The sequence below is a fragment of the Paenibacillus sp. BK720 genome, assembly GCF_011761545.1.
GTDB lineage: Bacteria > Bacillota > Bacilli > Paenibacillales > Paenibacillaceae > Pristimantibacillus.
Genome location: NZ_JAASRQ010000007.1, coordinates 47,535 through 72,943, shown reverse-complemented (window position 1 = coordinate 72,943; position 25,409 = coordinate 47,535). Strand labels below are relative to the sequence as shown.

Annotated in this window: 24 protein-coding genes; 2 read left to right on the top strand and 22 right to left on the bottom strand. The window is 53.9% G+C overall.

The window, feature by feature from the left end:
• The first annotated feature begins 60 nt into the window (after positions 1-60).
• Complete coding sequence (locus FHT67_RS24695) at positions 61-642, top strand: TetR family transcriptional regulator (protein WP_167201637.1); 582 nt, start codon at positions 61-63, stop codon at positions 640-642.
• 62 nt (positions 643-704) lie between these two features.
• Here the strand turns inward: FHT67_RS24695 and FHT67_RS24690 are convergent, their stop codons facing one another.
• From FHT67_RS24690 to FHT67_RS24615, 16 genes are all read right to left on the bottom strand, one after another.
• Entirely contained in the window at positions 705-1,154 is a 450-nt protein-coding gene (locus tag FHT67_RS24690; protein WP_167201636.1) for a VanZ family protein, read from the bottom strand.
• Positions 1,155-1,215: 61 nt separating this feature from the next.
• Positions 1,216-1,413, bottom strand: coding sequence for a helix-hairpin-helix domain-containing protein (locus tag FHT67_RS24685; protein WP_167201635.1), 198 nt, complete (start codon positions 1,411-1,413; stop codon positions 1,216-1,218).
• 18 nt (positions 1,414-1,431) lie between these two features.
• Entirely contained in the window at positions 1,432-2,334 is a 903-nt protein-coding gene (locus tag FHT67_RS24680) for an EamA family transporter (RefSeq protein WP_167201634.1), read from the bottom strand.
• 182 nt (positions 2,335-2,516) lie between these two features.
• The gene (locus tag FHT67_RS24675) at positions 2,517-3,365 is read right to left on the bottom strand and encodes an NAD-dependent epimerase/dehydratase family protein (protein WP_132309085.1); all 849 of its coding nucleotides are present in this window, start codon (positions 3,363-3,365) and stop codon (positions 2,517-2,519) included.
• Positions 3,366-3,383: 18 nt separating this feature from the next.
• On the bottom strand, positions 3,384-4,322 hold the full coding sequence (locus tag FHT67_RS24670) for an aldo/keto reductase family protein (protein WP_132309083.1): 939 nt from the start codon (positions 4,320-4,322) through the stop codon (positions 3,384-3,386).
• Positions 4,323-4,532: 210 nt separating this feature from the next.
• Entirely contained in the window at positions 4,533-5,249 is a 717-nt protein-coding gene (locus FHT67_RS24665; RefSeq protein ID WP_132309081.1) for a YebC/PmpR family DNA-binding transcriptional regulator, read from the bottom strand.
• A 98-nt stretch (positions 5,250-5,347) separates the two neighbouring features.
• Entirely contained in the window at positions 5,348-7,579 is a 2,232-nt protein-coding gene (locus tag FHT67_RS24660; RefSeq protein WP_167201633.1) for a heavy metal translocating P-type ATPase, read from the bottom strand.
• Positions 7,580-7,762: 183 nt separating this feature from the next.
• Positions 7,763-9,319 (bottom strand): ABC-F family ATP-binding cassette domain-containing protein, encoded by a 1,557-nt coding sequence (locus tag FHT67_RS24655; protein WP_132309077.1) that lies wholly within the window; start codon positions 9,317-9,319, stop codon positions 7,763-7,765.
• Between the two features lie 120 nt (positions 9,320-9,439).
• Complete coding sequence (locus tag FHT67_RS24650) at positions 9,440-10,882, bottom strand: bifunctional 2-methylcitrate dehydratase/aconitate hydratase (protein ID WP_132309075.1); 1,443 nt, start codon at positions 10,880-10,882, stop codon at positions 9,440-9,442.
• Between the two features lie 36 nt (positions 10,883-10,918).
• Entirely contained in the window at positions 10,919-12,037 is a 1,119-nt protein-coding gene (locus FHT67_RS24645) for a citrate synthase/methylcitrate synthase (protein ID WP_167201632.1), read from the bottom strand.
• A 1-nt stretch (position 12,038) separates the two neighbouring features.
• A complete protein-coding gene (prpB, locus tag FHT67_RS24640) occupies positions 12,039-12,938 on the bottom strand; it encodes a methylisocitrate lyase (protein ID WP_132309071.1) in 900 nt (299 codons plus the stop codon).
• 11 nt (positions 12,939-12,949) lie between these two features.
• Complete coding sequence (locus FHT67_RS24635) at positions 12,950-14,074, bottom strand: acyl-CoA dehydrogenase family protein (protein WP_167201631.1); 1,125 nt, start codon at positions 14,072-14,074, stop codon at positions 12,950-12,952.
• Positions 14,075-14,101: 27 nt separating this feature from the next.
• Positions 14,102-14,965 (bottom strand): 3-hydroxybutyryl-CoA dehydrogenase, encoded by an 864-nt coding sequence (locus tag FHT67_RS24630; RefSeq protein ID WP_132309813.1) that lies wholly within the window; start codon positions 14,963-14,965, stop codon positions 14,102-14,104.
• Between the two features lie 32 nt (positions 14,966-14,997).
• The gene (locus FHT67_RS24625) at positions 14,998-16,176 is read right to left on the bottom strand and encodes an acetyl-CoA C-acetyltransferase (RefSeq protein ID WP_167201630.1); all 1,179 of its coding nucleotides are present in this window, start codon (positions 16,174-16,176) and stop codon (positions 14,998-15,000) included.
• A 14-nt stretch (positions 16,177-16,190) separates the two neighbouring features.
• The gene (locus FHT67_RS24620) at positions 16,191-17,288 is read right to left on the bottom strand and encodes an acyl-CoA dehydrogenase family protein (RefSeq protein WP_167201629.1); all 1,098 of its coding nucleotides are present in this window, start codon (positions 17,286-17,288) and stop codon (positions 16,191-16,193) included.
• A gap of 169 nt (positions 17,289-17,457) precedes the next feature.
• Positions 17,458-18,225: a MerR family transcriptional regulator gene (locus FHT67_RS24615; RefSeq protein WP_167201628.1), complete on the bottom strand. Its 768-nt coding sequence runs from the start codon at positions 18,223-18,225 to the stop codon at positions 17,458-17,460.
• A 153-nt stretch (positions 18,226-18,378) separates the two neighbouring features.
• On the opposite strand from FHT67_RS24615, the gene FHT67_RS24610 reads away from it, so the two are divergent.
• Positions 18,379-18,516 (top strand): hypothetical protein, encoded by a 138-nt coding sequence (locus FHT67_RS24610; protein ID WP_015844360.1) that lies wholly within the window; start codon positions 18,379-18,381, stop codon positions 18,514-18,516.
• Between the two features lie 42 nt (positions 18,517-18,558).
• On the opposite strand, the gene FHT67_RS24605 is transcribed toward FHT67_RS24610, so the two are convergent.
• The 6 genes from FHT67_RS24605 to FHT67_RS24580 all read right to left on the bottom strand — a co-directional run bounded on the left by FHT67_RS24605 (position 18,559) and on the right by FHT67_RS24580 (position 25,319).
• Complete coding sequence (locus FHT67_RS24605; protein WP_132309061.1) at positions 18,559-19,560, bottom strand: ABC transporter ATP-binding protein; 1,002 nt, start codon at positions 19,558-19,560, stop codon at positions 18,559-18,561.
• Positions 19,561-19,596: 36 nt separating this feature from the next.
• Positions 19,597-20,373, bottom strand: coding sequence for an ABC transporter permease (locus FHT67_RS24600; protein ID WP_167201627.1), 777 nt, complete (start codon positions 20,371-20,373; stop codon positions 19,597-19,599).
• On the bottom strand, positions 20,370-21,179 hold the full coding sequence (locus tag FHT67_RS24595) for an ABC transporter permease (RefSeq protein ID WP_132309057.1): 810 nt from the start codon (positions 21,177-21,179) through the stop codon (positions 20,370-20,372). The genes FHT67_RS24600 and FHT67_RS24595 overlap by 4 nt, the downstream gene beginning before the upstream one ends.
• Positions 21,176-22,363, bottom strand: a complete 1,188-nt coding sequence (locus FHT67_RS24590) for a serine hydrolase domain-containing protein (protein ID WP_165930720.1) — start codon at positions 22,361-22,363, stop codon at positions 21,176-21,178. The genes FHT67_RS24595 and FHT67_RS24590 overlap by 4 nt, the downstream gene beginning before the upstream one ends.
• A gap of 27 nt (positions 22,364-22,390) precedes the next feature.
• Positions 22,391-23,545 (bottom strand): serine hydrolase domain-containing protein, encoded by a 1,155-nt coding sequence (locus FHT67_RS24585; protein ID WP_167201626.1) that lies wholly within the window; start codon positions 23,543-23,545, stop codon positions 22,391-22,393.
• A gap of 202 nt (positions 23,546-23,747) precedes the next feature.
• Entirely contained in the window at positions 23,748-25,319 is a 1,572-nt protein-coding gene (locus FHT67_RS24580) for an ABC-F family ATP-binding cassette domain-containing protein (RefSeq protein ID WP_167201625.1), read from the bottom strand.
• Positions 25,320-25,409: the final 90 nt, after the last annotated feature.

Sequence of the window (25,409 nt, the reverse complement as noted above, 5' to 3'; positions counted from 1 at the left end):
TTGAACCCATAATAACCGTGGATATGCTATACTGTAGGCAATAAACGGAGGATGATGGCTGTGAACCGAGAAGAGAAAAAGCTCGAGACCAAAAACCGGATACTTGAAGCGGCGATGTGCCTGTTTGCCGAGCAAGGCTTTGAATCCACCACCGTCGCCCAAATTACGGAAGCTGCCGGCGTTGCCAAAGGCACTTTCTTCAACTATTTCAAAACCAAAGAGGATGTCCGCGGCAAGCTGAACAAGCTGGTTGCCATTGATGAAATCGTAAATCTGAAGCATAAGCCAGGGCCTTACGCCCCCCGCTTCCTGGCGCTGGTTAAGTCGCTTGGCGATGCCATGGCCGAGAATCAAGGCATGCTTCTGCTATCGATTCAAGGTATGCTCGCGAACAACCAGAACATCGAGGAAAGCAAAGAAGGCTTCTGTCTGATTATGGACAATCTGATTCCCGTATTCGAGAAAGGCCAGCAGACGGGCGAGTTCACGACAACGATTCCTGCCCCGACGATGGCGTGCATCGCAACGCAAATCTATTTGGGAACGATGCTTAACTGGGTAATGGGCATATCGAAGGAAGGCTTTGGAGACCAGCTGCTGATCTCCTTCCAGGTGTTTTTCGATGGGATTCTGAAGAAATAACAGGCAAACCAAAAAACCGTGCCAATGGCACGGTTTTCTCTTTTATTCCTTGATTAACTCCTTCAACGGGACATGAACTGCTTGATTATGACCAGTCCAATGCCAGCCCCAAGCGTATTCAAGATAATATCGTCAATATCGAAGCTTCCGACTCTGGTTACGAGTTGAATCGCTTCTACAAGGAAAAGTGTAAGGATTATAGCCGCGAGACTTCTGGCTGCATGGAACAATCTGCGACTAAGCAGCGGGAAGCAGACGCCAAGCGGAATGAACAAAACGATATTGCCGAACAGGTTCTTCATCCAGGCATCGGCATTGTAAGCATGCCGGTGGTAGATTAACGATTTGATCGTATGAAACGGGACAAGGTTGTAATTATAGTCCGGCCATCTGTAACTGCTGCCGCGAATAAACAACAGCTTGATCATAACGAGACTATACAGCATGAACAAGACAAGAACGATGACATGCACGGGCTTCGTCAAGAGCCTGTTCGTTTCAATCTTTCTCATAAGGCATACCCACCTCTTTCACCGTGCCAAAAAAAGCAGCGGTTGCCCGCTGCTCTCTTCGTTATTTGCGGAAGGCTAATCCCTTCTCGGCAAGCGCCTGGCGAAGCAGGACGATTGCGGTTGGGCCGACGCCATGGAGCGCCAGCACCTCGGCTTCGGTCAGCCCTGAAAACTGCTCAAGCTTCAAGTAACCCGCTTGAGTAAAGGCGCGCTTCGCCGGCTTGCTTAGCTTGGCCGGAAGGTCACTCGCTTGATCCATCGTATTCGCTCCTTTGCTCTATACCGCTGCTTCTACGTTATCTACCTGCTTCACCGTCTTCTTTCTTGGACCGGAGAAGTTAAGAAGCAGGAAGCCCGCCACAAAGATGAGCGTACCGATAATGATATAGCTGGTAATCGGATCCCGGAAGAAAATATACGCCCACAGAATCGAGAATAACACGGAGCTGTTTCCAACGATGGCTACCACGGCGAACGGCACCCGCTTCATCGCCTCCGCGAACCAGAAGAAGCTTAAGCCCGTAATAACGCCAAGGCAGACCAGTGCCAGCCAAGCACCTGCCGTCGACACTCCCGTAAATCCTTCGCTTTGGAACGGAATGGGAATCGATACCATCAGCGTTGCAATCAGGAAGACGGAGAAGTTCATATTACCGTTATCCATGGTCTTGACCAGCATGCGCTGGCTCATGACATGAACCGCCGCGCCGATTCCCGCCAGAGTAAACAAGATGGTGGTTAATCCGCTGCTTCCCATCAGCTCGTCGAGCGGAACGCCGTTCCAACCGACGACGATAACGCCAACAACGCATAATGCCGCGGAGATCCATCCTGCGCGCGTCACCTTTTCCTTAAAGACGAAGCTGCCTGCAAACAGCAGAATGACGGTCTGAACGGGTTGTACGAGAATATTGCCATAAGAGTAACCGATCATCAGCGCGATGTTCTCGAATATATAATTGGCGGATTTGCCCGCCGCCCCGTACCAGAGCCATTTCATCCGGTAGCGGAACTCAATCCTCCCATTTTTCATCAGCAAATAAATCCCAAGCACAACAACGCCAAAGAAGAACCGGCAGAAGGAGATGATGGAGCTGTCGACCATCGCGGAAGCTGTTTTTACAAGCACGCCAACAAAGCTCCATGCCAAAGTTGCCAAAAATAGAAACAGATAACTCACAAGCAGCCGCACCTTCTTATGTCCATTAAGTAAGTTCCATTACGCAAGCGTATAAAGTATACTCCCCGTTTGGGAAGGCTGTCTATATAAAAGACGATTTTCGCCAATCAAATATGGCCATGCGAACGCCGTCTTTCCGCAAAAAAAGGCCCTTACCCCACTGGATAAGGACCGTTTTGCATTTATTTCTCCAGCTGCTCGCGCCAGAAATATTTCGGCTGCCAGCCAAGCAGCGATTTCGCTTTGTCGCTGTTCAGCAGCGACTCAAAGCCTTCGAGCGGCGCCCGGAAATCGGTAACTTCCGGGTAACGGGCAGCCATCAGCTCACGGCTGGCGATGTCCATGCTGGACTCGTCGTTCGCAAGGTTTATCGCTACCGAACCAAGCCCCTCCGCTTTAATGGCAAGCTCGCAGGCTTCCGCAACGTCGCGCGTATCGATGTAGCTCCACAGAATGCGCTCGCGTTCCTCCGGCTTATGGATAAACGAAGGGAACCGTTCATACCATTCCGGCGGGATGACGTTGCCGAGGCGCAGCGATACGACCTGCATGCCGGTACGGCGGTTGAACATATCGGCTGTTGCTTCGTTAACGATTTTGGACAATCCATAGCTATCCTGCGGGAGCTGCGGGTGAGCCTCGTCCATTGGTACGTATTGCGGACCAAACGGGTGCTCCGCGAAGCAGATGCCATACGAGGATTCGCTGGACGCAATAACAGCCTTTTTGATGCCAAGCCCAGCCGCGGCTTCCAGCACGTTGTAAGTAGACATTACATTGTTGCGGAAGGTGACCTCCGGCGGCACCATGCCGGCTCTCGGAATAGCCGCCATATGAACGACCGCATCTGCGCCAGCCAGCGCTCCGTAGGTCTGACCCAGATCCTCCAGGTTCACGATTAGGGTCGGACAAATCGATTCGTCCGGTTGACGCGTATCTACGTTTAGCACCTCATACCCTCGGTCCACAAAATGCTTAACGATCCATCGTCCAAGCATCCCGCTTCCGCCGGTAACTACGACTTTAGCCATCTGGGATGTCTCCTTCTCTTACTTCAGAATAGTTTCGATTTGCTCCAGTACGTCTTCGCTCAAGGTAATACCCGAAGCTTTCGCATTTTCCGTCACTTGATCCGGACGGCTTGCGCCAACAAGCGCGCTTGCTACGTTTGGTTGACGGAGAATCCAAGCCAGCGCGAGATTGCCTACGCTGATGCCGAGCTCTGCAGCAATGGTTTCCAGCTGGCGAACCTTATTGATTTTCTCTTCCGTGATGCCTTTGCCCATCCAATCGATCTTAGCCGCGCGGCTGTCCGCAGGGAATTCGGTTGCAGACGTGTATTTGCCGGTCAGCAGGCCTTGCGCCAGCGGCGAGAAGACGACTTGGCCGATGCCGGAGCGTTCGCTAAGCGGAATGATTTCCTTCTCGATATAACGCTCAAACATATTATAGATCGGTTGGTTAACCACAATACGGTCCAGCAGGTAACGATCCGCTACGCCAAGCGCTTCGGCGATTTGCGACGCCTGCCATTCGCTTACGCCGACATACAGCACTTTGCCGGAACGCACCAGATCATCGATCGCGCGAAGCGTTTCATACAGCGGGGTTTCCGCGTCATGACGGTGGCAGTAGTAAATATCGATGTAATCATGGCCAAGACGCTTCAAGCTTGCATTCGCCTGCTCGATCACATGCTTGCGGGACAAGCCGCGGTCGTTAGGGCCATCGCCCATCGGCCAGAACACTTTCGTAGCCAGAACATAGGATTCGCGCGGATACGCTTTCAACGCTTCGCCAACCAATTCCTCCGCGCCGCCACGCTCGTACACATTTGCCGTATCGAAAAAGTTAATTCCCAAATCGTAAGCCGTGCGAATCGCGTTTACCGCATTTTCGCGTTCCACGTAACCGCCATATGTAAGCCAGCTGCCTAAGCTGATTTCGCTAACCTTCAGACCTGTACCGCCAAGTTTCCGATATTTCATCGTATTGCTCCTCCATTCGTTTACCGAAAATTTTTATTCCAAACCCAAACGGCTGTTCTCCAGCCAACCTTATTCTAAAGGACATCCGCCGGGCTGAAAAGAACTGAAATGTTTTTCATTAGATTGGTTCGAGGTTACCTACTATACTTAGATATACCTCGATACATACAAAAAAACGGCCGCCCTCAGGCGACCGTCTCGCAAACTCGATTATTCAAATTCAACGTTATGATAAACCTGTTGAACGTCTTCCAAATCCTCAAGCGCGTCAATCAGCTTCTCGAAGGATGCGACCGCATCTTCCGGAAGAGTAACGAAGTTTTGCGCAAGCATCGTTACTTCGGCTACCGCAAACTCCGAAATGCCGGCATTTTTGAATGCCTCCTGCACCGCATTGAATTGATCCGGTGCCGCATAGACCATGATAGTCTCGTCTTCTTCCACGATATCCCGAACGTCAACGTCTGCTTCCAGCATAATTTCCATTACTTCATCCAGCGATTTGCCTTCCACGCCGATTACGGCGGTTTGGTCGAACATGTACGATACCGATCCGCTTACGCCCATGTTGCCGCCGGCTTTGTTGAAAGCCGAGCGCACTTCCGGAGCCGTGCGGTTCACGTTGTTCGTCAGGGCATCCACGATAATCATGGAGCCTGCAGGACCAAATCCTTCGTAACGAAGCTCGAAATATTGTTCGTCCGAGCCGCCTTTAGCCTTCTCGATCGCGCGGTCGATAATCGCCTTCGGTACGTTATACGTCTTCGCGCGCTCAAGAACGAACTTCAAAGCGCCGTTGGATTCGGGGTTAGGCTCGCCTTTCTTCGCCGCTACGTAAATTTCAAGACCGAATTTCGCATAAATGCGGCTTGTGTTAGCGTCTTTCGAAGCTTTTTTTTCTTTAATGTTATTCCACTTACGACCCATGCTGCACCACTTTCTTCATTTTTCTATATGCCTATTATAACGGCTTTTCCTTGTATTGGACAACCCTAATCCGATTGCGGCGCAGAACGGCAAACTCCTTAACGTCTTACTTGGAGCTTCTGAAGTCTTAGAGCATTCAGGACGACGGATACGGAGCTTAAAGCCATTGCCGCTCCGGCTACCCAGGGCGCAAGCAGGCCGATTGCCGCAATCGGAATGCCAAGCGTGTTGTAGCCAAGCGCCCAGAACAGATTCTGCTTAATATTCCGCATCGTCATCCGGCTGATGTAGATCGCATCCGGGATGCTCTCGAGATCGCCGCGCATCAGCGTAACGTCCGCCGCTTCCATCGCCACATCGGTCCCGGTCCCTATCGCCATGCCGATATGGGCGGTAGCCAGCGCGGGCGCATCGTTAATGCCGTCGCCAACCATGGCAACGATATGGCCCTGCTGCTGCAGCTTTTTCACTTCCGCCGCCTTGCCTTCCGGCAGTACCTCGGCCAGCACATGATCAATTCCGGCCTGCGCGGCAATCGCTAACGCGGTGCGTTCATTGTCCCCGGTAACCATAATAACCTTGATTCCAAGCTCTTTGAGCCGCCCAACCGCGGATACCGAGCTCTCCTTAATCGTATCCGCAGCCGCGATGATCCCGGCGTATTGCCCATTGATGGCAACCAGCATCGCCGTCTTGCCCGCTTCCTCCAATTGGTTCATGACCGGGTAAACCTCCTTCGCATGAACACCGTTTTCCTCGAGCAGCCTGCGGGTTCCGATCAACACCGATTTCCCCTCCGCGACGGCCCGGATCCCAAAGCCCGGCAAAGCTTCAAACGACTCCGCGGAAGCAAAAGGTATACCCCTCTCCCGTATACCGTCAGCTATCGCAACGGCGAGCGGATGCTCGGAGAGCTGCTCCGCTCCGCCAACCAGCCGCAAAAATTCCGTTTCGTCCCCTTCGTCCGCAACAAGGATATCCGTTAACGACGGTTTTCCGTTAGTTACCGTCCCTGTTTTATCGAGAATAATCGCATCCACCTTGTGGGTCTGCTCGAGATGCTCGCCGCCCTTGAACAATATGCCTACCTCCGCCGCACGGCCGGAACCCGCCATAATCGAGGTGGGGGTCGCGAGTCCAAGCGCGCAAGGGCAAGCGATTACCAGGATCGCGATTGCGGTCTCGAGCGCGGCGGTCAAATCTCCCGGCTTGACAAAAATCAGCCACACCAGGAAAGCGACAACCGCTATACCCGTTACAATCGGGACGAAAATGCCGGAAATAACGTCTGCAACGCGTTGAATCTGCGCTTTGGAGCCTTGCGCTTCCTCCACGACCCGGATAATCTGGGCAAGCGCCGTATCCGCTCCTACCTTTGTCGCCTGCACCTTCAAAACGCCGTTCCCGTTAATGGTTGCTCCGATTACGGTATCGCCCGGGCTTTTCTCCACCGGCAGGCTTTCGCCCGTCAGCATCGCTTCGTCAACGGCCGAAGCGCCTTCCAATACCAAACCGTCAACCGGAATCTTCTCGCCCGGCCGGACCATGACGATATCGCCTTTGATCACTTGCTCAAGCGGAATGTTCCATTCCTGTCCGTCCCTTACGACCGTAGCCGTCTTCGCTCTCAGTCCCATAAGCGACTTGATCGCTTCCGAGGTCCGCCCTTTGGCCAATGTCTCGAACAGCTTGCCAAGCAATACAAGGGTTATCAGAATCGCGCTGGTCTCAAAGTACAGCTCTGGAGCATGGTGCATGGATGAGCCTTCCGTTTCCCATTTGACCGTTGCGTATAAGCTGTAGAAATAAGCAGCCGACGTGCCAAGCGCGATGAGCACATCCATGTTGGCGCCGCCGTTGCGCAGAGCTTTATACGCACTCATATAAAAGGAACGGCCGATGTAGAACTGTACGGGCGTTGCCAGAACAAGCTGGAACCACGGGTTCATAAACAGCTCCGGCACATACAGCCAGGAAGTAAACGAAAAATGTCCAACCATGCTCCAAATAAGCGGAAGCGATAATAAGGCTGATATGGCGAGCTTCCTGATTTGCCCCTTTTTTTCGGGATGCTTCTCGTCCGCTGCTCTTTCCACGCGTTCGGACGCAGAATAGCCCAGCTGCTCGACCTTGCGTTCTATATCTTGGGCGGAAACTTCACTCGGCGCATATTCCACGCGGGCCGTTTCCATCGCGAAGTTCACCGTTGCGGAGGCAACGCCCGGAAGTTTGTTCAGCCCTTTCTCTATGCGGTTCGCGCATGCGGCGCAAGTCATTCCGGTTATATCAAAGGTGGTCTGGTCATGATCATTCGTTTGCACGGGAGCCATAAGCAACACATCCGTTTCTTATTATCGTTGATTGGCTTCAGTATACCCCCCACCCGTATATATGTCAATCATTAAAAATACCTATAGGGGGTATATTGAGCGGTTATCCCGTCCGCTCAAAAAAATCCTGCCTGACAACAAGCTGTCAGGCAGGATCAGTTCTATCTATTATGCGCCAAACGATTAGAATACTTTCGTCGTCCAGGACTCGCAGTTCCACGTTTCCGTAACAACCTGCTGATAAAATTCAGGTTCGTGGGAAATCAGGATAATGCTGCCTTTGTACGCTTTAAGCGCACGGGCGAGCTCTTCCTTCGCGTCTACGTCCAAGTGGTTCGTAGGCTCGTCGAGCACAAGAAGGTTCGTCTCGCGGTTAATCAGTTTGCAAAGGCGCACCTTCGCTTTCTCGCCGCCGCTAAGCACCGCGATTTTGCTCTCGATATGCTTGGTCGTGAGACCGCATTTCGCGAGCGCCGCGCGAACCTCGAACTGCGTAAACGACGGGAACTCGCTCCAAATCTCGTCGATACAGGTATTGTTGTTTGTTTCTTTCATTTCCTGCTGGAAGTAACCGATGCTCAGGATGTCGCCAAGCTGAACCGAGCCCTCAAGCGCAGGGATTTCACCAAGGATGCTGCGGAGAAGGGTTGTTTTGCCGATGCCGTTCGCTCCGACAAGCGCAATCTTCTGGCCGCGCTCCATGCGGAGGGTCAGCGGTCTCGACAGCGGTGAATCATAACCGATAACCAGGTTATTCGTCTCGAAGATCAGCTTGCTGGACGCGCGTGCCTCGATAAAGTTGAACTGCGGCTTTGGCTTTTCCTTCGCCAGCTCGATCACATCCATCTTATCCAGCTTCTTCTGTCTCGACATCGCCATGTTCCGGGTCGCAACGGATGCTTTGTTCCGGGCAACGAAGTCCTTCAGCTCGGCAATCTCCTGCTGCTGGCGCTTGAACGCCGACTCCAGCTGCTGCTTTTTCATTTCGTAAACTTCCTGGAAATGATCGTAGTCGCCGACATAACGGTTCAGCTCCTGATTTTCCATATGGTAGATCAGGTTGATTACGCTGTTCAGGAACGGGATATCGTGGGAGATCAGAATAAACGCGTTCTCGTACTCCTGCAGGTAACGCTTCAGCCACTCGATATGCTGCTCGTCCAAATAGTTGGTAGGCTCGTCCAGGAGCAGAATGTCCGGCTTCTCGAGAAGAAGCTTCGCGAGCAGAACCTTCGTGCGTTGGCCGCCGCTCAAATCATGCACGTCTTTATCGAGGCCGATGTCGGTGAGGCCAAGGCCGCGTGCCGTTTCATCGATTTTCGCATCGATCAGGTAGAAGTCCTGGTTCGTCAGCGTATCCTGAATCGTGCCGACATCCTCCAGAAGCTTCTCCAGCTCCTCCGGCGATACTTCGCCCATGCGGCCGTACATGTCGTTCATCTCTTGTTCCATGTCAAACAAATATTGGAATGCGCTCTTCAGTACGTCGCGCATGGTCATTCCTTTGCTAAGCACCGCATGCTGGTCGAGGTAACCAACGCGAACCTTCTTCGACCATTCGACCTTGCCGTCATCCGGCTGAAGCTTGCCGGTAATAATGTTCATGAACGTGGATTTGCCTTCGCCGTTTGCGCCGATCAGACCGATATGCTCCCCTTTGAGCAAACGGAACGATACGTCGTTAAAAATCGCGCGGTCGCCAAATCCATGGCTTAATCTTTCAACGTTTAATATACTCATGAATGCACCTTTTCTTTTTAATCTTTTTTCCTCGTTATATTATAAGCGTTAGAGGGCTCATAACTCAATGAAGGATGTCAAGAAAAGATGAAAAAAGCGGCCTTTTGCAAGGCCGCGCCGTCAAATGACGAATAAATCGGAAAATCGATCCACCTCTATGCGCTCCAAAGCTTCCTGATCGAGGCATAAAGCGGCGATCCGACCGGCTTGCTTCGCCGGGAACCGCGTCCGCAAATTCTCCTCGAATTTGCTCACCAATAAAGGTATGCCTTCCTCTCTCCTTCTCCGGTGGCCGATCGGATATTCCACCTCTACTTTGCCGGTTGAGGAACCGTCCGCGAAAAACACTTCAATCGCATTGGCGATCGAACGTTTCTCGGCATCCAGATACTCTTTGGAATACCTCGGATCCTGAGCCGTGCGCATCAGATCCCGAAGCTTATCGATCCGCGGGTCGGAAGCCGCCGCATCCTCGTAATGATCCGCCGTTAATTCGCCATGCAGCAGGCCGATCGCAACCATGTATTGCAGGCAGTGATCGCGATCCGCCGGATTATGGAGCGGTCCCCGCTTGTCGATGATGCGGATCGCCGACTCATGGGTCGTAAGCTCGATCGCGGCAATTTCGTGAATCCGGTCTTTCACAAGCGGGTGCAGCCGAATAGCCGCCTCAACGGCAGTTTGCCCGTGGAATTCCGCCGGAAACGAGATTTTGAACAAAACATGCTCCATGACGTAAGACGCAAACGGCCTTGCCTGAACGACAGGCTTTCCTTTAAACAGCGCGTCCTGGAACCCCCAACCCGGGGCGGTCAGCACGGACGGATAGCCCATCTCGCCACGCAGAGCCATCATGGCGAGCCATACCGCGCGGCTTGTCGCGTCGCCGGCAGCCCAGGATTTTCTCGAGCCCGTATTAGGGGCATGACGGTACGTCCGCAGAGCATGACCGTCAAGCCAGGCATGCGAGACGGCATTTACGATCTCGTCCTTGCTTCCCCCAAGAAGCTGCGCCACTACGGCGGTCGAGGCGATTTTGACAAGCAGCACGTGATCGAGCCCTACCCGGTTAAAGCTGTTCTCAAGCGCGAGTATTCCTTGAATCTCATGCGCCTTGATCATCGCCGTCAGCACTTCGCGCATCGTAAGGGGCGCTTTGCCTTCGGCTCTGTTCTTGCGGCTTATATAATCGGCGGCAGCCAGAATCCCGCCAAGATTGTCGGAGGGATGGCCCCATTCGGCGGCCAGCCACGTGTCGTTGTAATCGAGCCAGCGGATCATGCAGCCGATCTGAAAGGCCGCCGTGACCGGATCCGTCTGCGTTGAAGTACCCGGCACCCGCGCGCCATTCGGCACAACGGTGCCCGGTACAAGCGGACTTAGAAGCTTGGCGCATTCCGGATAACGGAGCGCCAAGAGTCCGCAGCCGAGCGTATCCATCAGGCAAAGCCTAGCCGTGTCGTATGCTTCCTCGCTCGTCAGCTCCTTATGAAGTACGTAGTCCGCGATATCGACCAGCAGCGGATCGGGCTCGGGACGGTTCGTTTGAAACGTTACGGACATTTAAGTCGTGCTCCTTCCTGACAGGTCGTCACTGAACTAGCGCTGATCGAGCGGCAGCCACTCCTGCGGATCGGGTCCGATATAATCGGCGCTTGGACGGATAATCCGGTTCCCTGCCCGCTGCTCCATGACATGCGCCGACCAACCCGCAAGACGGGACAACACAAAGACAGGAGTAAATAACGGTGTGGGAATCCCCAAATGAAAGTACGCCGAAGCGCTGTAGAAATCCAGATTGGGGAACAGCTTCTTCTCGCGGCGCATCACCTGTTCGATTCTCTCGGAAATCTCGTACAGCTTCCGGTCGCCGGCCTGCTCCGACAGGGCAAGCGCCCACTCCTTAATCACATCGGAGCGGGGATCCGAAACCGAGTAGACGCGATGGCCGAACCCCATGATCAGCTGCTTTTGCCGAAGAGCCTCCAGAATACCCGCCTCCGCGTCATCCGGATTGTCGTATCGCTCAATGAGCGCCATCGCCGCCTCGTTGGCACCGCCGTGCAGCGGTCCGCGCAGCGTGCCCACTCCGGTTGTAATCGCGGAATAATAATCGGATAGCGTGGAGGCCGTAACCCTTGCCGCGAACGTAGAGGCATTGAATTCATGCTCCGCGTATAACGTCAGGGAAACATCCAGCGCTTTGGCATGCTGCTCCTCCGGCTCCTTCTGATGCAGCAGCTGCAAAAAATGCGCAGCCGTATCGCTACCGGCTCCGGCCGTGTCGATTCGTATGCCTCGATTCTGGTAGTGATACCAGTACAACAGAATCGATGACGTGCAGCCAATCAACCGGATCGCAATATCCAAAGCCAAGCGCCCTTCCTCCTCCGGCTCGAACGAGGCAAGGGCAGAATAGCCGGTCCGGAGCACATCCATCGGATGGGTGCTGCCAGGCAGCAGCTCTAGTATGCCGGTTAAAGCGGGCGGCAGCTCCCGGCTTGCGGCGAGCTGCTTCCGGAACATGCCAAGCTGCTCGGAATCCGGAAGCCATCCGTACAAGAGTAAATAAGCTGTCTCCTCAAAGGCTGCGAATCGGGCTAAATCGTAGATGGAATAACCGCGGTACGATAATCCCTTCCCTTCCTTGCCGACCGTCGAAATTCGAGTCTGGCCGGCGATAACAGCCGCAAGGCCTCCTTGCTTGGGTACCGGCATACTACCCCTCTCCCTTCTCCTCCTTTTGCTCCGCTCCAAACAACGCGTCAAGCTTATGTTCATAGTCATAATAGTGAAGAAAATCGTACAGCTCCGCCCGCGTCTGCATCAGATCAACTACCTTCTGCTGCGAACCCTCTTCGCGGATTGCGCGGTAGACGCGCAGCGCCGCAGCGTTCATGGCCCGAAACGCCGATAAAGGATACAACGCCAGGCTGACTCCCGCATCCCGGAGCTGTTCCACGGTGAACAGCGGCGTTTTTCCGAATTCCGTTATATTCGCCAGAATAGGTACCTTCACGGCCTCGGCAAACCTCTTGTATTCGTCCAGACTGCCGACCGCTTCGGGAAAAAGCATATCGGCTCCCGCTTCCACATACCTCTGGGCACGCTCAATGGCGGCCTCAAGCCCTTCGGAAGCCAGAGCATCCGTTCTCGCCATAACGACAAAGCTGCCGTCGGTCTTTGCGTCTACCGCGGCTTTGATCCGGTCGACCATCTCTTCCGTCCGCACCATGGCCTTGTTGGGGCGGTGACCGCATCTTTTTTCCGCTGCCTGGTCCTCGATATGGACGGCCGCAACGCCGGCTCTCTGCACTTCCTTTATCGTTCTGGCGATCTGAAAGGCACCGCCAAAGCCGGTATCGATATCAACTAGCAACGGCAGCTCCGTTACGTTCGTAATCCGGCGAATATCCTCCAGCACGTCCTGAAGCGTCGTTATTCCCAGGTCAGGAAAACCAAAGGAAGCATTGGCAACACCCGCGCCGGATAAATACAAGGCGCGAAAGCCTACCTGCTCCGCCATCATGGCGGCATACGCATTTATCGCCCCCGCCACCTGAAGAGGCTGCTCCGCCTGAATCGCTTCCCGAAGCTTAAGTCCGGGGCTACTTCGCATACAAGTCACCTTCATTTCATCAATCTGCCGCTGATCACAAGGCGGTGAATTTCATTGGTACCCTCGTAAATTTGCGTTACCTTGGCATCTCTGAACAGCCGTTCGGCGGGATGCTCCTTGGATAACCCCTCTTCGCCCAACAGCCGGACGGCTGCTCCGGACACGGCAACGGCCGTATCGGAAGCAAACATCTTGGCCATTGACGCTTCCTTCGTGCAAGGCCTGCCTTCCTGCCGAAGCGAAGCGGCACGGTAGACCAGCAGCCTGGCGGCCGCCGTTCTTGCCAGAAGCTCCGCCAGCTCGGTGTCCCGGGAAGTATAGGGAGAGCCCTTTGGCGGACCAAACCGATCGCGGAGGAGCTGTATCGAGGCTTCCGCAATTCCAAGCGCTTGCGCGGCTATGCCGATGCGGCCGCCGTCAAGCGAGCCTTTGGCAATCGCGAATCCTTCGCCGTCCCGTCCCAGCCGGTACTCTGCGGGAATACGCAGCTGTTCGAAATGCAGCTCGCAGGTATTGGAGCCATGTAGACCCATTTTCCGTTCCGGCTTGCCGATATGAAGCCCCTTCGCATCCCCCGGCACGATAAATGCGGTAATGCCGCCTGCACGCTTCGTCCCGTCCGTGACGGCAAATACGACGTATACCCCGGCCGCCCCGGCGTTGGTAATAAACAGCTTGGAGCCGTTTAGTTCATAATGGTCGCCTTTCCGTTCGGCTGACGTCCGTATAGCCGCAGCATCCGAGCCCGCATGCGGCTCCGTTAAAGCAAAGGCCCCAATCCACTCGCCGGAAGCCAGCTTTCGCACGAATTGCCCGCGCTGCTCCTCCGTGCCGTAATTCAGAATGGGAAGCGTGCATACGGAGGTGTGCACGGATAAGATAACGCCAACCGCAGCGCTGATTCTCGACACTTCGTTAATCGCGATAATATAAGAGATAAAATCCGATCCGGCACCGCCCCACTGCTTCGGAACGGGGATTCCCATCCACTCCCGCTCCGCCATCCTGCGGATGATCTCGGCAGGAAACCGCTCCTCGGATTCCATACGTGGCACGGCCAATGCGATTTCCTGAGCGGCAAACCGCCGAATAGCCTGCCGGATTGCTTGCTGCTCCTTCGTAAACCGGAGTTCCATGGACAATCGCTCCTTTCGGGTGCGATTCTAATCGTAGTTGTAAAAGCCCTTCCCGGTTTTCTTCCCTAACCAGCCGGCGGAAACATAGTTGCGCAGCAGCGGGCACGGCCGATACTTCGAATCGCCAAACCCCTCGTGCAGCGTCTCCATGATGTACAAGCAAGTATCCAGCCCGATAAAGTCCGCGAGAGCAAGCGGGCCCATCGGATGATTCATGCCCAGCTTCATAATCCGATCCACCGCTTCAGGCGTTGCCACGCCTTCATATACGGCATACACCGCCTCGTTAATCATCGGCATGAGAATCCGGTTCGAGATAAAGCCCGGATAATCATCAACCCGTACCGCCGTCTTCCCAAGCGATTCGGCAAGGGCAACCGTCGCTGCCAGCGTTTCGGCAGAGGTGGCAAGCCCCCGAATCACTTCCACAAGCGCCATTACCGGAACCGGATTCATAAAATGCATGCCAATCACCTGCGAGGGGCGTTTCGTCACGCCAGCGATAGCCGTAACCGACAGCGAAGAGGTATTTGTCGCAAGAATGGCATGCGGCGGGCATAGACGGTCCAATTCCTTGAACAGCTTCCGTTTGAGCTCCAGCTGTTCAGGGATGGCTTCAATCACAAAGTCGGATTGCCGGCAGGCTTCCAGCGTAACAACCGGCGTCAGCAACCGCATGGCGGCTTCCTGCTGCTCCTTTGTCAGCCGTCCTTTCTTGACGAACCGTTCCAGGGAGCTTCCGATCGCGTACATTCCCCGCTCAACCGCCGCTTCCGTAATATCGTAAAGCGCGGTCTCATAGCCGTATTGCGCCAAAGTCTGGGCGATGCCGCTTCCCATTTGCCCGGCTCCCAGAACGGTCACCTGACGGATTTGCCGTACCTGCTCCATCGCCTTCACCCCGTTCTCGTTCAAGCTTTCGTTCAAGCATCAACCTGAAGCAACATCGCGTCGCCTTGCGCTCCGCCGCTGCAAATCGCGGCGATCCCTAATCCGCCTCCCCGCCGCTTCAGCTCGTGAATCAGCGTCAGGACAATGCGGGCGCCGCTTGCGCCAATCGGATGTCCAAGCGCGATCGCCCCGCCGTTAACGTTTACCTTTTCGGGATCCCAGCCAAGCATTTGACCGCTGATCAGCACCACCGAAGCGAAGGCTTCGTTCACTTCAATAAGATCGATCTTCTCCAGCGGAACCCCCGTCTGCTTCAGAAGCTTGCGGATCGCAAGCGCCGGGACGGTTGCCAGATACGCCGCTTCCGCGCCTGCCGAAGCATGCCCGATTACGGTCGCAAGCGGCTTAACGCCAAGACGAACGGCTTCCTCCGAAGACATGACCGTTACCGCGGCAGCCCCGTCATTCACACCGGGAGCATTGCCGGCCGTAATCGTCCCGGTCCGGTCGAAGGCGGGCTTTAATCGGGCCAGCTTTGCCGCATCCGTATCCGGACGGGGACACTCGTCGGCAGCATGCTCCGTCCCATCATCGAGGATAACGGGAACGATTTCCTCGGCAAAGCGGCCGCTCTGCCGAGCGGCTACCGCGCGCAAGTGGCTGCGAAGCGCCCAATCGTCCTGCTCTTGACGTCCGACATTAAACTCGTCTGCCACCCGGTTGCCCAGCGAGCCCATCGGCACCTGATGGAACGCGCAAAACAAGCCGTCATGATTCATCAGATCAACGAGTGCCGTATTGCCCATTCTAGCGCCCCATCTCGCCGTTGGAACGGCATACGGGGTGCGACTCATACTTTCCATTCCGCCTGCCACAACGATCCGGGCATCACCGGAACGCACCATTTGATCGGCCATCGTTATGGCCCGCATGCCCGATGCGCATACCTTGTTTATCGTTTCCGACGGTACTTCCCAGCTTAGACCCGCCAGCCTCGCCGCTTGCCTGGACGGAATCTGACCGGCTCCCGCCTGAAGCACCATCCCCATAATGACGCCATCTACTTGACCGGGCGAAATACCGGATCTTTGCATGGCGCCCGTAATCGCGGCAGCCCCAAGCTGAACGGCTGGTACGGATTTGAACTGGCCGCCAAACTTGCCAAATGCCGTTCTTGCTCCTGCTACGATGACTGACTGACGATTAAACATGCCGTCCGATCCTCCTATTCCGACTCCAAGCTTAAAATAGCCGGGTACGACTGCGCCGAGGCAGCTTCCAGACCTTTGGCATCCCGCAGATAACGTTCTACGAGGTATTCGCGCATATAGCCGTATCCCCCAAAAATCTGTACCGCCTCGGTGGCCGTCGCAACCGCGTGTCTGATCCCGTAAAGCTTAGCCATGGCTGCCTTCGAGCTGCCTGGCAGGCCTCTGTCAACGGACCAGGCCGCATCATAGACAAGCCACCTTGATGCCTCCACATTCGCCGCCATATCCGCCAGTTTAAACGCAATGCCTTGCTGGCGTCCGATCGGTTTACCGAATTGCGTTCGTTCCTTCGCGTAGGCTAAAGCGGCATCCAATGCCCCCTGGGCAATTCCCGTAGCTTGAGCAGCCGCGCTAAGATCACGCATAACGTTAATGCCGTTAAATACATCTTCAGCGCTTGGTTCCTTGTTTCCCTTAACCACATTAAATAAATAACAGTCAACCGATTGAAAACGAAGCTCCGCGCTTGGCATTCCCCGCAAACCAAGCTTGCTTTTCCGAGGCTCGCAGGTTAAGCCGGGACTGTCACCCGAAAGAATGCTGAGCGAAAGTTCTCCGGACCGGTGCCTGATGAGCCCTATATAATCATCCGCAATGCCAGCCAACTCGACGGACGGAATAGATCCGACAAGATTATAGGTGTCTGCAGCCGTCCTTTTCCCCCTTAGAGTCGGATGCGAATAAGCAATAGTTCCGAGTCTTTTTCCGGTAGTTAACGGCATTAAATTTGTCTCCCGCAAATGCTCGCTTCCATGCTTGGCAAGCACCCACGCCGCTGTTGTATGCGCCCCAAGCACAGCCGAGGTGGAAGCACATACCCGTGCAAGCTCTTCCAAGACAATCGAATAAGCGAGTATGTCGCTTCCCGCTCCGCCCCACTCCTCCGCAATCGGAATCCCCGTTAAGCCCATTTCCGCCATATCGTCGAACAAGCGGCGGTCAAACCGTTCAAGCTCATCTCGCTCAACCGCCCCCCGGGCGAGCTCGCTTTCCGCAAAATCCCTTACAGCCGCACGCGTCAGCTCATATTCCTCGTCCAGCTGAAACCGCATCTCCCCCTCCCCCTTTCCGCAAAAGGACAACCTATTCGACGGATTCCGAACCACTATCAATATATGAAGGAGCCTAACGCTAACATGCCGCGCGCAATAAAAAAGGAGCTGTCCCGTGAGTCATGAATATGACACTGGGACAACCCCTCTTACATTCAGTTTACTGGGACTACGCCTTCTTCACGCCCGTGTAGATATGAATGGCGTCCCTCAAGAAAGCAGCCGCTCCCGGCTGATCGGTATCGTAGTAGGCGGTGAACCGTTCATCATCCACATACATTTGGGATAATCCGGCATGAGCTTCCTTCGAGTACTCCTTCCAATAATACATCAGCCAACGCTTGTGAAGCTCCGCCGTTTTCTGCGCCAGCTCTCCCGCGGGATTACCGGTTTTAATGGCTTCCGCCAAGGCGGTTTTGATCTCTTCACCTAGCCGTGTTACTTCATCATACTGCTCCTGCGTCATGTTGCTCAGCTTCGCATTGGACGCGTTTACGGCATCCTCGCCGTATTTCTCACGGATTTCCTTGCCGTATTTCCTCTCGTTCTCATCAATCAGCTTCTGCTTGAAGCCTTCGAATTTTTGTTGGTCAGACATAGTCATTCTCCCTTCCGCATGCTCAATGGATTGCTCGACAATCCGGATCAGGACATCCAGCTGCCGCCTTCTGTCGAGAAGCTGCTCGCGGTGCTCCTTCAGCGCAGTCGACTTATCGAAAGCCGGATCATGAATGATCTGCCTGATTTGCTCAAGACCTAGACCAAGCTCGCGGAAGAATAATATCTGCTGCAGCAGATCCACCTCCGCCTGCCCGTAAATCCGGTACCCGGACGAACTGACTCTTGCCGGCTTTAACAGTCCAAGTTCATCGTAATACCGCAAGGTTCTTGTGCTTACGCCCGCGAGCTGTCCCAGCTTCTGTACGGTATATTCCATATTGCTCACCTCCCGACAACCCTACTCTACACCTTGACGTAACGTCAAAGTCAACGGCATTTTTCTATTTTTCTTAGCTTTTTATTTCCTTCATTATACAATGCATGATTTAGTCAAAGCCCGCTCAATCTAGAAGGGTTGGAGGTGAAAAATATGACAGGACGCAACAATAAGCCCGACAATGACGGACCGGCTGCAAGCCCTTCGCGCCTTGACCAATTCGGCGATAAGCTTGCCGACAATTCCGGATCGGTTCCGAAGAAGAACAGCAGCAACAATACTTGCAAATAAAAGTGAAAAAAAGGACTGCCGGCAACGGCAGTCCTTTCCCGCTTATGGCTTAGTCGCAGCCGACTCGACGGCGGCTTCAGCCAAATACAGCTCCTTCATAATGGATTCAATCGGTATAGCGTCAATCGCCATGTCCACAATGCCATAGACCTCGTTAAATTCCCGGATGAAACGTTTCAGAGGCAGCACGCTCGTATCAATCTCCAGCGCTAGCTCCAGCGGACCTTTCCGCTCCGTAACCGTCATCCCCTGGATGCGAATATCCGGCACGACGGATTCCGTCGTCAGACGGACAGACTTCTTGTCGCCAAGCCTGCTTCTTAAATCGCCAAGCGAATCATCCACCACAATCTCGCCATGGTTGATCACGATCACCCGCTCCGCGAGCAGCTCGACATCCTCCAGGTCATGCGTGGTTAATAGAAAGGTAACACCTTGTCCGTTCATGCTCCGGATAAAATGGCGGATATTCTCCTTCGCAATCATATCCAGCCCAATCGTGGGTTCATCGAGAAACACGATATCCGGCCGGTGCAGCATCGCCATTATAAATTCGCATTTCATACGCTCGCCTAATGACAGCTGGCGGGTTGGCTTTCTTATGATATCGCCAACGCCAAGCAGCTCGGTGAGCTCATTTAACGTGGACTGATACTGCCGCTCCGGAACGCCGTATATCGCTTTGTTCATATAGAAGGCATCGATGGGAGGAATATCCCATAGCAGCTGCGACTTCTGTCCGAAGACGGCGCCAATGCGGCCGACATACTGTCTTCTCTGCTTCCACGGAACAAGCCCCAGCGCTTTTACCTCACCCGATGTCGGGTGCAGGACACCCGTCAGAATCTTGAGCGTCGTTGACTTCCCCGCTCCATTAGGGCCAAGGAAAGCCAGCATTTCTCCTTGCGGAACGGTAAAAGATAAATCATGAACGGCCTTGATCTCCTTCATCGGCCGTCTGATCAAATTACGCGTCACTTCGCGAAGCGTATGGCCTCGTTCATGGGTCGTATAGGTTTTCGTCAGATTTCTGACTTCAATCATGCGAACTCGTCTCCCCTTCGTATCCTCTGCTTACGGCTAGCCGCCGGCACTTGTGTAACCTCTCAGCATCCGGTTCCAATACAGCATCCCGAGCGCCAGGAAACCTGCAGCCGGCAGCAGCGCCCATAACCCTCCCCAGCCGGTCCGGCCAAGCAGCGCTTCGGCGGGAACAAAGGCAATCAGGCCTACGGGAAGAACATAAGTGAATATATTTTGCAGCGATTTCGAGAAGATGGTTCCCGGATACATGCCGAAGCTTGCAAAGGCGTCAAATATATCAAAGACCCTGCTGCTGCCGACCCAGCGGAACAGCATGCCGGACAAGAACAGCGATACCGCGCATAACATGGTTACCGACGCCAGGAATAGAAGCACGAACTGCAGCCACGCCCCCCCGCCGGGCGTTTCCATCCCGTTTAAGGCGTAAACGAACAACACCGTGCCGCTGAACAATCTTCCGAAATCATCCGGGTCAAAGCCCGTAATCATCGCCATCAGCATAACGGGTCTTGGCCGGAGCAGCAGCAGGTCAAACGTTCCTTCGCGGACATGGCCCAGCGTAGTCCCTACCATCCCGAAGAAGAACGGAAAGGCAATTCCCTTGGACAACGCGAACACCGCTTGAATTAGCAGCGCCTCATGCATGGTCCACCCGGGAAACGAAGCGCCCGACTTGTACACAAGCAACGTAACGAGCGGAACGATCAGATCTCCGATAACGAGCATTAGTACACTGATGAAGAAATGGCTGCGATACGCCATCTGCTCCGCAAATTTGGTTCGAAGGACCGCGCCGAGCAACGTCTCTCTCATACGCCCACCCCCGTAAATCTCCGCATGGCAGCGTTGTACAGAAAGGTCATGGTTAAAGCGGCGACCGCAACGGCAACGGCTTGCAGGCCTACCGCCTGAGGCAGCGACAGATGGAAGCCGGCAAGCTCATAGTCTCCTCCATATACTCTGGTCGGCAAATAAGTGATGAACTGAAAAGGCAGGAAAAACAATATTTTCTGCAGCGCATCCGGGAAGAAGGACAGCGGGATAAATACCCCCGCGCAAATATCCTTCAGCAGCAGGAACACCCGCCGGATTCCTTCTGCCCGGATCAGCCAGAAGGCGGTTAGTCCAACGCAATAATTGATCATAAAGTTCATCAGGAAGCTGAACGCAATCGACAAGATCGCCCAGCCCGGAGCCGCGGGCTGCAGATTTACGCCAAAGACAAAGATAAACAAAAGAAGAACAGGCAGCACTTCAACCCATAGCGCGAGCGAGCGGTGGCCGATCTTCTGGGCAAGCGCGAAGAGCCAATGCGGCAGCGGCCTTAGGGCAAAGGTGACAAACTTCCCGCTGCGCACCAGCATCTGCAGGTTCCAGTCGGCGAAGTCAAACGAGATGTAATGGATAAGGCTGGCGACGCCATAATAGGTAAGCATTTGTTGATAGGTCAGTCCGTTTAACGTTTCATGCCCTTGGTATACGGCCTTCCAGATAAACACCTGAACCAGGAACATGACAGGACCAACGAGCAGCGAAGCCGCCATATGCGACCGGAACGCAGCCCACTCCTTGTAGGTCGCTAAGCCGATTGCGGAAATGACGGCGGTCAACCGCTTCACAGCCAGCCGGAGCCGATAATATTTTGCGTACCGTTAATCGACTCCGGACACCAGTCCAGATTGGAAGGCACAAAGAACACAACGACCGATTGATGCTGAGGATCAACCAGCAGCTTGCAGCGTCCTGCCCCTTCGTGACCGTATGAACCGACAGGCAGCCAGTCGTCATGCCCCGTCAGATTGGCTCCAAGTCCGTAAGTAAAGCTTTTGATTCGCCCTCCCCAGCAAAAGCCTTCAATCCCGCTGTTCAGCACATTCGTGCTCATCTTCTCGACCGACTTGCGGGACAAGATTTTGACGCCGTCAAGCGTTCCGTTGTTAAGCAGCATCTGACCAAAGCGATACAAGTCATCCAAGGTGGAGTTCAAGCCGCCTCCGGCTCTTTGGGGACTGTACTTGCGGTCATGCTTCTTCGTATCGCGGTTCTCCTCCTGCACGTTAATCCAGCATACCTCGCCCAGCAGCTCCTCCGGAATTTCGAAGAACGTACGGTTCATGCCAAGCGGCTTTACGATCTTCTCCATCACGTACTGCTCGAACGGAATTCCGCTTGCGCGGGATACAATCTCGCCCAGGACATTGAATCCGGCTGACGAATAACTCCACTCCGCGCCGGGCGCCGATAACGGCTGGCCGGACAAGAGCGATCGAATCCACTGGCTGCGGCGCAGCTTCTCCAGCTCCTCCGGATCCGTGACGGCATCCGGCCCTTCCGTCTCCGGCTCGAAGGCGAAGAGCATATCCCACCAGCCTCTCGGATAAGGCTCCTGGAAGTAGCCGGGATCCGCCTGCAGGCCTGAAGTATGGGTCAAGAGGTGCCAGATTTGAATTTTCTCGTACGTGGCATTTTTGAATTCTCCGATCCACTCCGATACCGACTGCCGGAGAAACAGCTTGCCCTGCTCGACCAGCTGGAAGATCGCCGTTGCCGTAAACAGCTTGGTTACCGACGCGATCCTGCGGATCGTATCGTCCTTGTAGACCGAATCGGGATCCGTATATTTGAGCTGTCCGAAAGCCCCTTTTGCAAATATCTTGCCATTGGAAGAGAGAAGATAAGCCGCGCTTTGAATCCGGTTCTGTTCGATAAGCGACTTGAAATGCTCCTCCAGCCGAAGCCGCGCATCCGGATCGAATCCGGTCTCCTGCGGTTGTATTGCCGTGTATACATCCGATGTTGACATGGGCATCCCTCCGTTAAAGGCTAATTATTATTCCAATCCCGACCAGACGATAGCCCGCGGGGTAACGACCGATTCATTCGTAAAGCCTTTATGGCTTGGAACCAAAAATGCGAATACCAGTTCCTCGACTGGATCCACGTATAAGCCGCAGTGACCGTAGCCTTCATGCGAGAAGGTTCCTTTGCTGGCCAGATCGAAATGATCCACCGACCAGCCTAACCCGTATTTGAAATCCGTATGAAGATTGCCCCAGCCCCTGTTCGTTAAGCCATGCAGATGATTGGCCGTTTGCAGCTCGACGGACCTTTTGGACAACACGCGATTGCCGTTACCGGCTCCGCCGTCCAGCATCATCTGCCCGAATTTCCACAAGTCCTCCAGCGTCGAATAAAGACCGTTGCCCGCCACGTTCGGCATGTCCGCCGTCCGCTCGCGCGGCTCGTATATTTCTCTCTTCTCCCAATCATTCGTGCAGCAGACCAAGCCCCGTTGTTCTTCCGGCACCTTGAAGAAGGTTTTAGTTAAGCCCAGGGGAACCAGAATCTCATCGTGTATGTACGCCTCGTAGGACTTGCCGGATACCTTGGCGATAATCTCGCCCAATACGGCATACCCGCTTGAGCAATAGATCCATTCCTTGCCCGGCATGCGCTGCATTGGACCGGATAACACAACCTGCAGCCAATTGACATGCGGATAAGCCTTCTTCGCTTCGTGCGCCATCCACTCGTACCACGGAAGACCGTAAGGCTCCTGATAAAAGCCGGGATCTCCCTGAAGGCCGGAGGTATGGGTAAGCAGCTGGAAAATCGTAATGCCGCGGTGCTTATCGTTATCGAATTCGGGAAGGATCCGGCTGACGGATTCCGTCAGGAAGATTCTCCCGCGGTCAACCAGCTGATGAATGGCAACCGCCGTGAACACTTTCGTGATCGAGTAAATCTTCCGAATGGAATCAGGTCGGAGATCCGCGCTGCTTTCTTCATGGCGGAGCTTGCCAAGCGAGCGATGCGCGAATACCTTTCCTTTTCTTGCGATGATATAGCTTGCGGCCTGAATCGTGCCGTTTCCGATAATGGAAGCATAATGCTTGTCGAGACGGCGGAGATGCTCTCTATCGAAGCCGACTTCCTCCGGACTGGCGCTGGTCCAGCCTTCATGAATGTGAATCAAGTCCTGCATTTGAATTGACCCCTCCCTAAATTGGAGAATCATGGAAATAGAAATATATTCCTATTCTAAGAGCACGAATGTTCGTATGTCTATGCCTTTTTCGTGTATAAACAAAATATATTTTGCGGTTTGTTTAAAGCTTTGAACTTTTCCCGTAATAAAAAAGGCAGGACATAAGCACATCCGCGCTTTGTCCTGCCTTTGCGTTTCTCTACAAGCTCTGCTCGCTTACTCCGGTCTCCGGATCGAAGGTCAGCATCTTGGTTCCGATTTTATCGATAAAGAATCGATCATGACTGACGGTGATAACCGCTCCCGGGAAATGAATTAACGCCTGCTCCATCACCTGAATGCTCGTCAGATCAAGGTGATTCGTTGGTTCGTCCAATATGATAACGGCAGCCCCGGATAGCAGGCATTTGGCAAGCGCAACGCGGGCCTTCTGCCCGCCCGACAGGTTGCCGATAAATTTGCTCAGATCATTCTCCGAGAATTGCAGCATGGACAGGAACTTATTGACCTTTTTCCGCGGCGCATCCAGGCCAAGCCCATACGTATTCACCGCGTGGCTGACCGTATCCTTCGGATCAAGCTCCTCCCACATCCGGTTGAAATAAGCATAGCTTACCCCTCTCTCCCAGACGACTTCTCCGGACTCCTGCTTCTCCTGCCCCGTCAACACTTTAATGAGAGTGGATTTCCCGCTCCCGTTAGGGCCAACGATCACAAGGCGGTCTTCCTTTTGAATGTCAAAGCTGATATTCTCGAAAATCTGTCTGCCGTCATAAGTTTGGCTGATTTGCTTCACTTCGCATAATTTGTCCGGAAAACGCAGCTTCTCGTAAATATCGGTGATCAGCACATTAACGGGATGAGGCTCAATCCGTTTCTTGTTATCCGCTAGTTTACGAGAAAGACGGTCTTTCGAGGTCTTTTTGCTGCTTCGGCTATCTATGGCTTCAGCTTCCATCAGGAGAAGCTCTTCTTCCCACTCGAACTGGCGGTCCAGCTCCTTCTTGCGCATTTTCTTCTTGCGGACGTAATCGGTATAATTGCCGTCGTATTCCTGAAAATGATAATTCTCGATCTCAATCGTTTTCGTAACGACTTTATCGATGAATTCCCTGTCATGGGATACCAGAATCATCGCTCCCTTGAACCGGAACAGCCACTGCTCCAGCCAAGCGATGCCTTCCATATCCAAATAGTTCGTAGGCTCGTCGAGCAGGACAACATCCGGTGTTTGTATGAGCATTTTCGCTAGTGCCGCGCGGTTTCTCCAGCCTCCGGACAACTCGTCGACCGGCTGATGACGCGAATTATCGTTGAACCCCAGCTTCGTAAGCACGGTGTTAATCTCGACGGACACATTCCAGCCGTCCAAATGCTCCATTTGCTCGAACAATTCCGCCTGTCTCGAGAGCAGCTTGTCCATCTCGCCGTCATCCGTTACCGATCCCAGCTTCTCCGCAACCTCTTGAAGCTCTCTTTCGATGAGGGCAACTTGCTCAAAACACATCTCCAGCTCCTGTTGAACGGATAAGCTGCCGCTTAGTTCGGAGAACTGCGAGAAGTAGCCGATCTTCACTTGTGGATCGATCTCGACCTTGCCGGACGTTGGCTCCTCCTTGCCCATAATAAGCCTGAATACCGTCGATTTACCCGCACCGTTACGGCCAATCAAGCCAACGCGCTCCCCTTGACTCAGGCGAAAATAAATATCGCGAAAGATCATAGCGCCTTCATATTTCTTGGTCACATTCTCTAATCTAATTACGCTCATCGCTATCATCCTTTCATTCTTCTACCGATTATAACACTATCAAGTACGATTCCGGGTATAATGAACAAGAGAATATGAAGCAGAAGAGGT

What these genes read in the sequence shown, in the direction of transcription:
- FHT67_RS24690 (WP_167201636.1), bottom strand. Translation starts at nt 1,154, where the DNA reads ATGAGAAAGATTGAAACGAACAGGCTCTTGACGAAGCCCGTGCATGTC.
- FHT67_RS24685 (WP_167201635.1), bottom strand. Translation starts at nt 1,413, where the DNA reads ATGGATCAAGCGAGTGACCTTCCGGCCAAGCTAAGCAAGCCGGCGAAG.
- FHT67_RS24675 (WP_132309085.1), bottom strand. Translation starts at nt 3,365, where the DNA reads ATGGCTAAAGTCGTAGTTACCGGCGGAAGCGGGATGCTTGGACGATGG.
- FHT67_RS24670 (WP_132309083.1), bottom strand. Translation starts at nt 4,322, where the DNA reads ATGAAATATCGGAAACTTGGCGGTACAGGTCTGAAGGTTAGCGAAATC.
- FHT67_RS24665 (WP_132309081.1), bottom strand. Translation starts at nt 5,249, where the DNA reads ATGGGTCGTAAGTGGAATAACATTAAAGAAAAAAAAGCTTCGAAAGAC.
- FHT67_RS24660 (WP_167201633.1), bottom strand. Translation starts at nt 7,579, where the DNA reads ATGGCTCCCGTGCAAACGAATGATCATGACCAGACCACCTTTGATATA.
- FHT67_RS24655 (WP_132309077.1), bottom strand. Translation starts at nt 9,319, where the DNA reads ATGAGTATATTAAACGTTGAAAGATTAAGCCATGGATTTGGCGACCGC.
- FHT67_RS24650 (WP_132309075.1), bottom strand. Translation starts at nt 10,882, where the DNA reads ATGTCCGTAACGTTTCAAACGAACCGTCCCGAGCCCGATCCGCTGCTG.
- FHT67_RS24645 (WP_167201632.1), bottom strand. Translation starts at nt 12,037, where the DNA reads ATGCCGGTACCCAAGCAAGGAGGCCTTGCGGCTGTTATCGCCGGCCAG.
- prpB (WP_132309071.1), bottom strand. Translation starts at nt 12,938, where the DNA reads ATGCGAAGTAGCCCCGGACTTAAGCTTCGGGAAGCGATTCAGGCGGAG.
- FHT67_RS24635 (WP_167201631.1), bottom strand. Translation starts at nt 14,074, where the DNA reads ATGGAACTCCGGTTTACGAAGGAGCAGCAAGCAATCCGGCAGGCTATT.
- FHT67_RS24630 (WP_132309813.1), bottom strand. Translation starts at nt 14,965, where the DNA reads ATGGAGCAGGTACGGCAAATCCGTCAGGTGACCGTTCTGGGAGCCGGG.
- FHT67_RS24625 (WP_167201630.1), bottom strand. Translation starts at nt 16,176, where the DNA reads ATGTTTAATCGTCAGTCAGTCATCGTAGCAGGAGCAAGAACGGCATTT.
- FHT67_RS24620 (WP_167201629.1), bottom strand. Translation starts at nt 17,288, where the DNA reads ATGCGGTTTCAGCTGGACGAGGAATATGAGCTGACGCGTGCGGCTGTA.
- FHT67_RS24615 (WP_167201628.1), bottom strand. Translation starts at nt 18,225, where the DNA reads ATGGAATATACCGTACAGAAGCTGGGACAGCTCGCGGGCGTAAGCACA.
- FHT67_RS24610 (WP_015844360.1), top strand. Translation starts at nt 18,379, where the DNA reads ATGACAGGACGCAACAATAAGCCCGACAATGACGGACCGGCTGCAAGC.
- FHT67_RS24605 (WP_132309061.1), bottom strand. Translation starts at nt 19,560, where the DNA reads ATGATTGAAGTCAGAAATCTGACGAAAACCTATACGACCCATGAACGA.
- FHT67_RS24600 (WP_167201627.1), bottom strand. Translation starts at nt 20,373, where the DNA reads ATGAGAGAGACGTTGCTCGGCGCGGTCCTTCGAACCAAATTTGCGGAG.
- FHT67_RS24590 (WP_165930720.1), bottom strand. Translation starts at nt 22,363, where the DNA reads ATGTCAACATCGGATGTATACACGGCAATACAACCGCAGGAGACCGGA.
- FHT67_RS24585 (WP_167201626.1), bottom strand. Translation starts at nt 23,545, where the DNA reads ATGCAGGACTTGATTCACATTCATGAAGGCTGGACCAGCGCCAGTCCG.
- FHT67_RS24580 (WP_167201625.1), bottom strand. Translation starts at nt 25,319, where the DNA reads ATGAGCGTAATTAGATTAGAGAATGTGACCAAGAAATATGAAGGCGCT.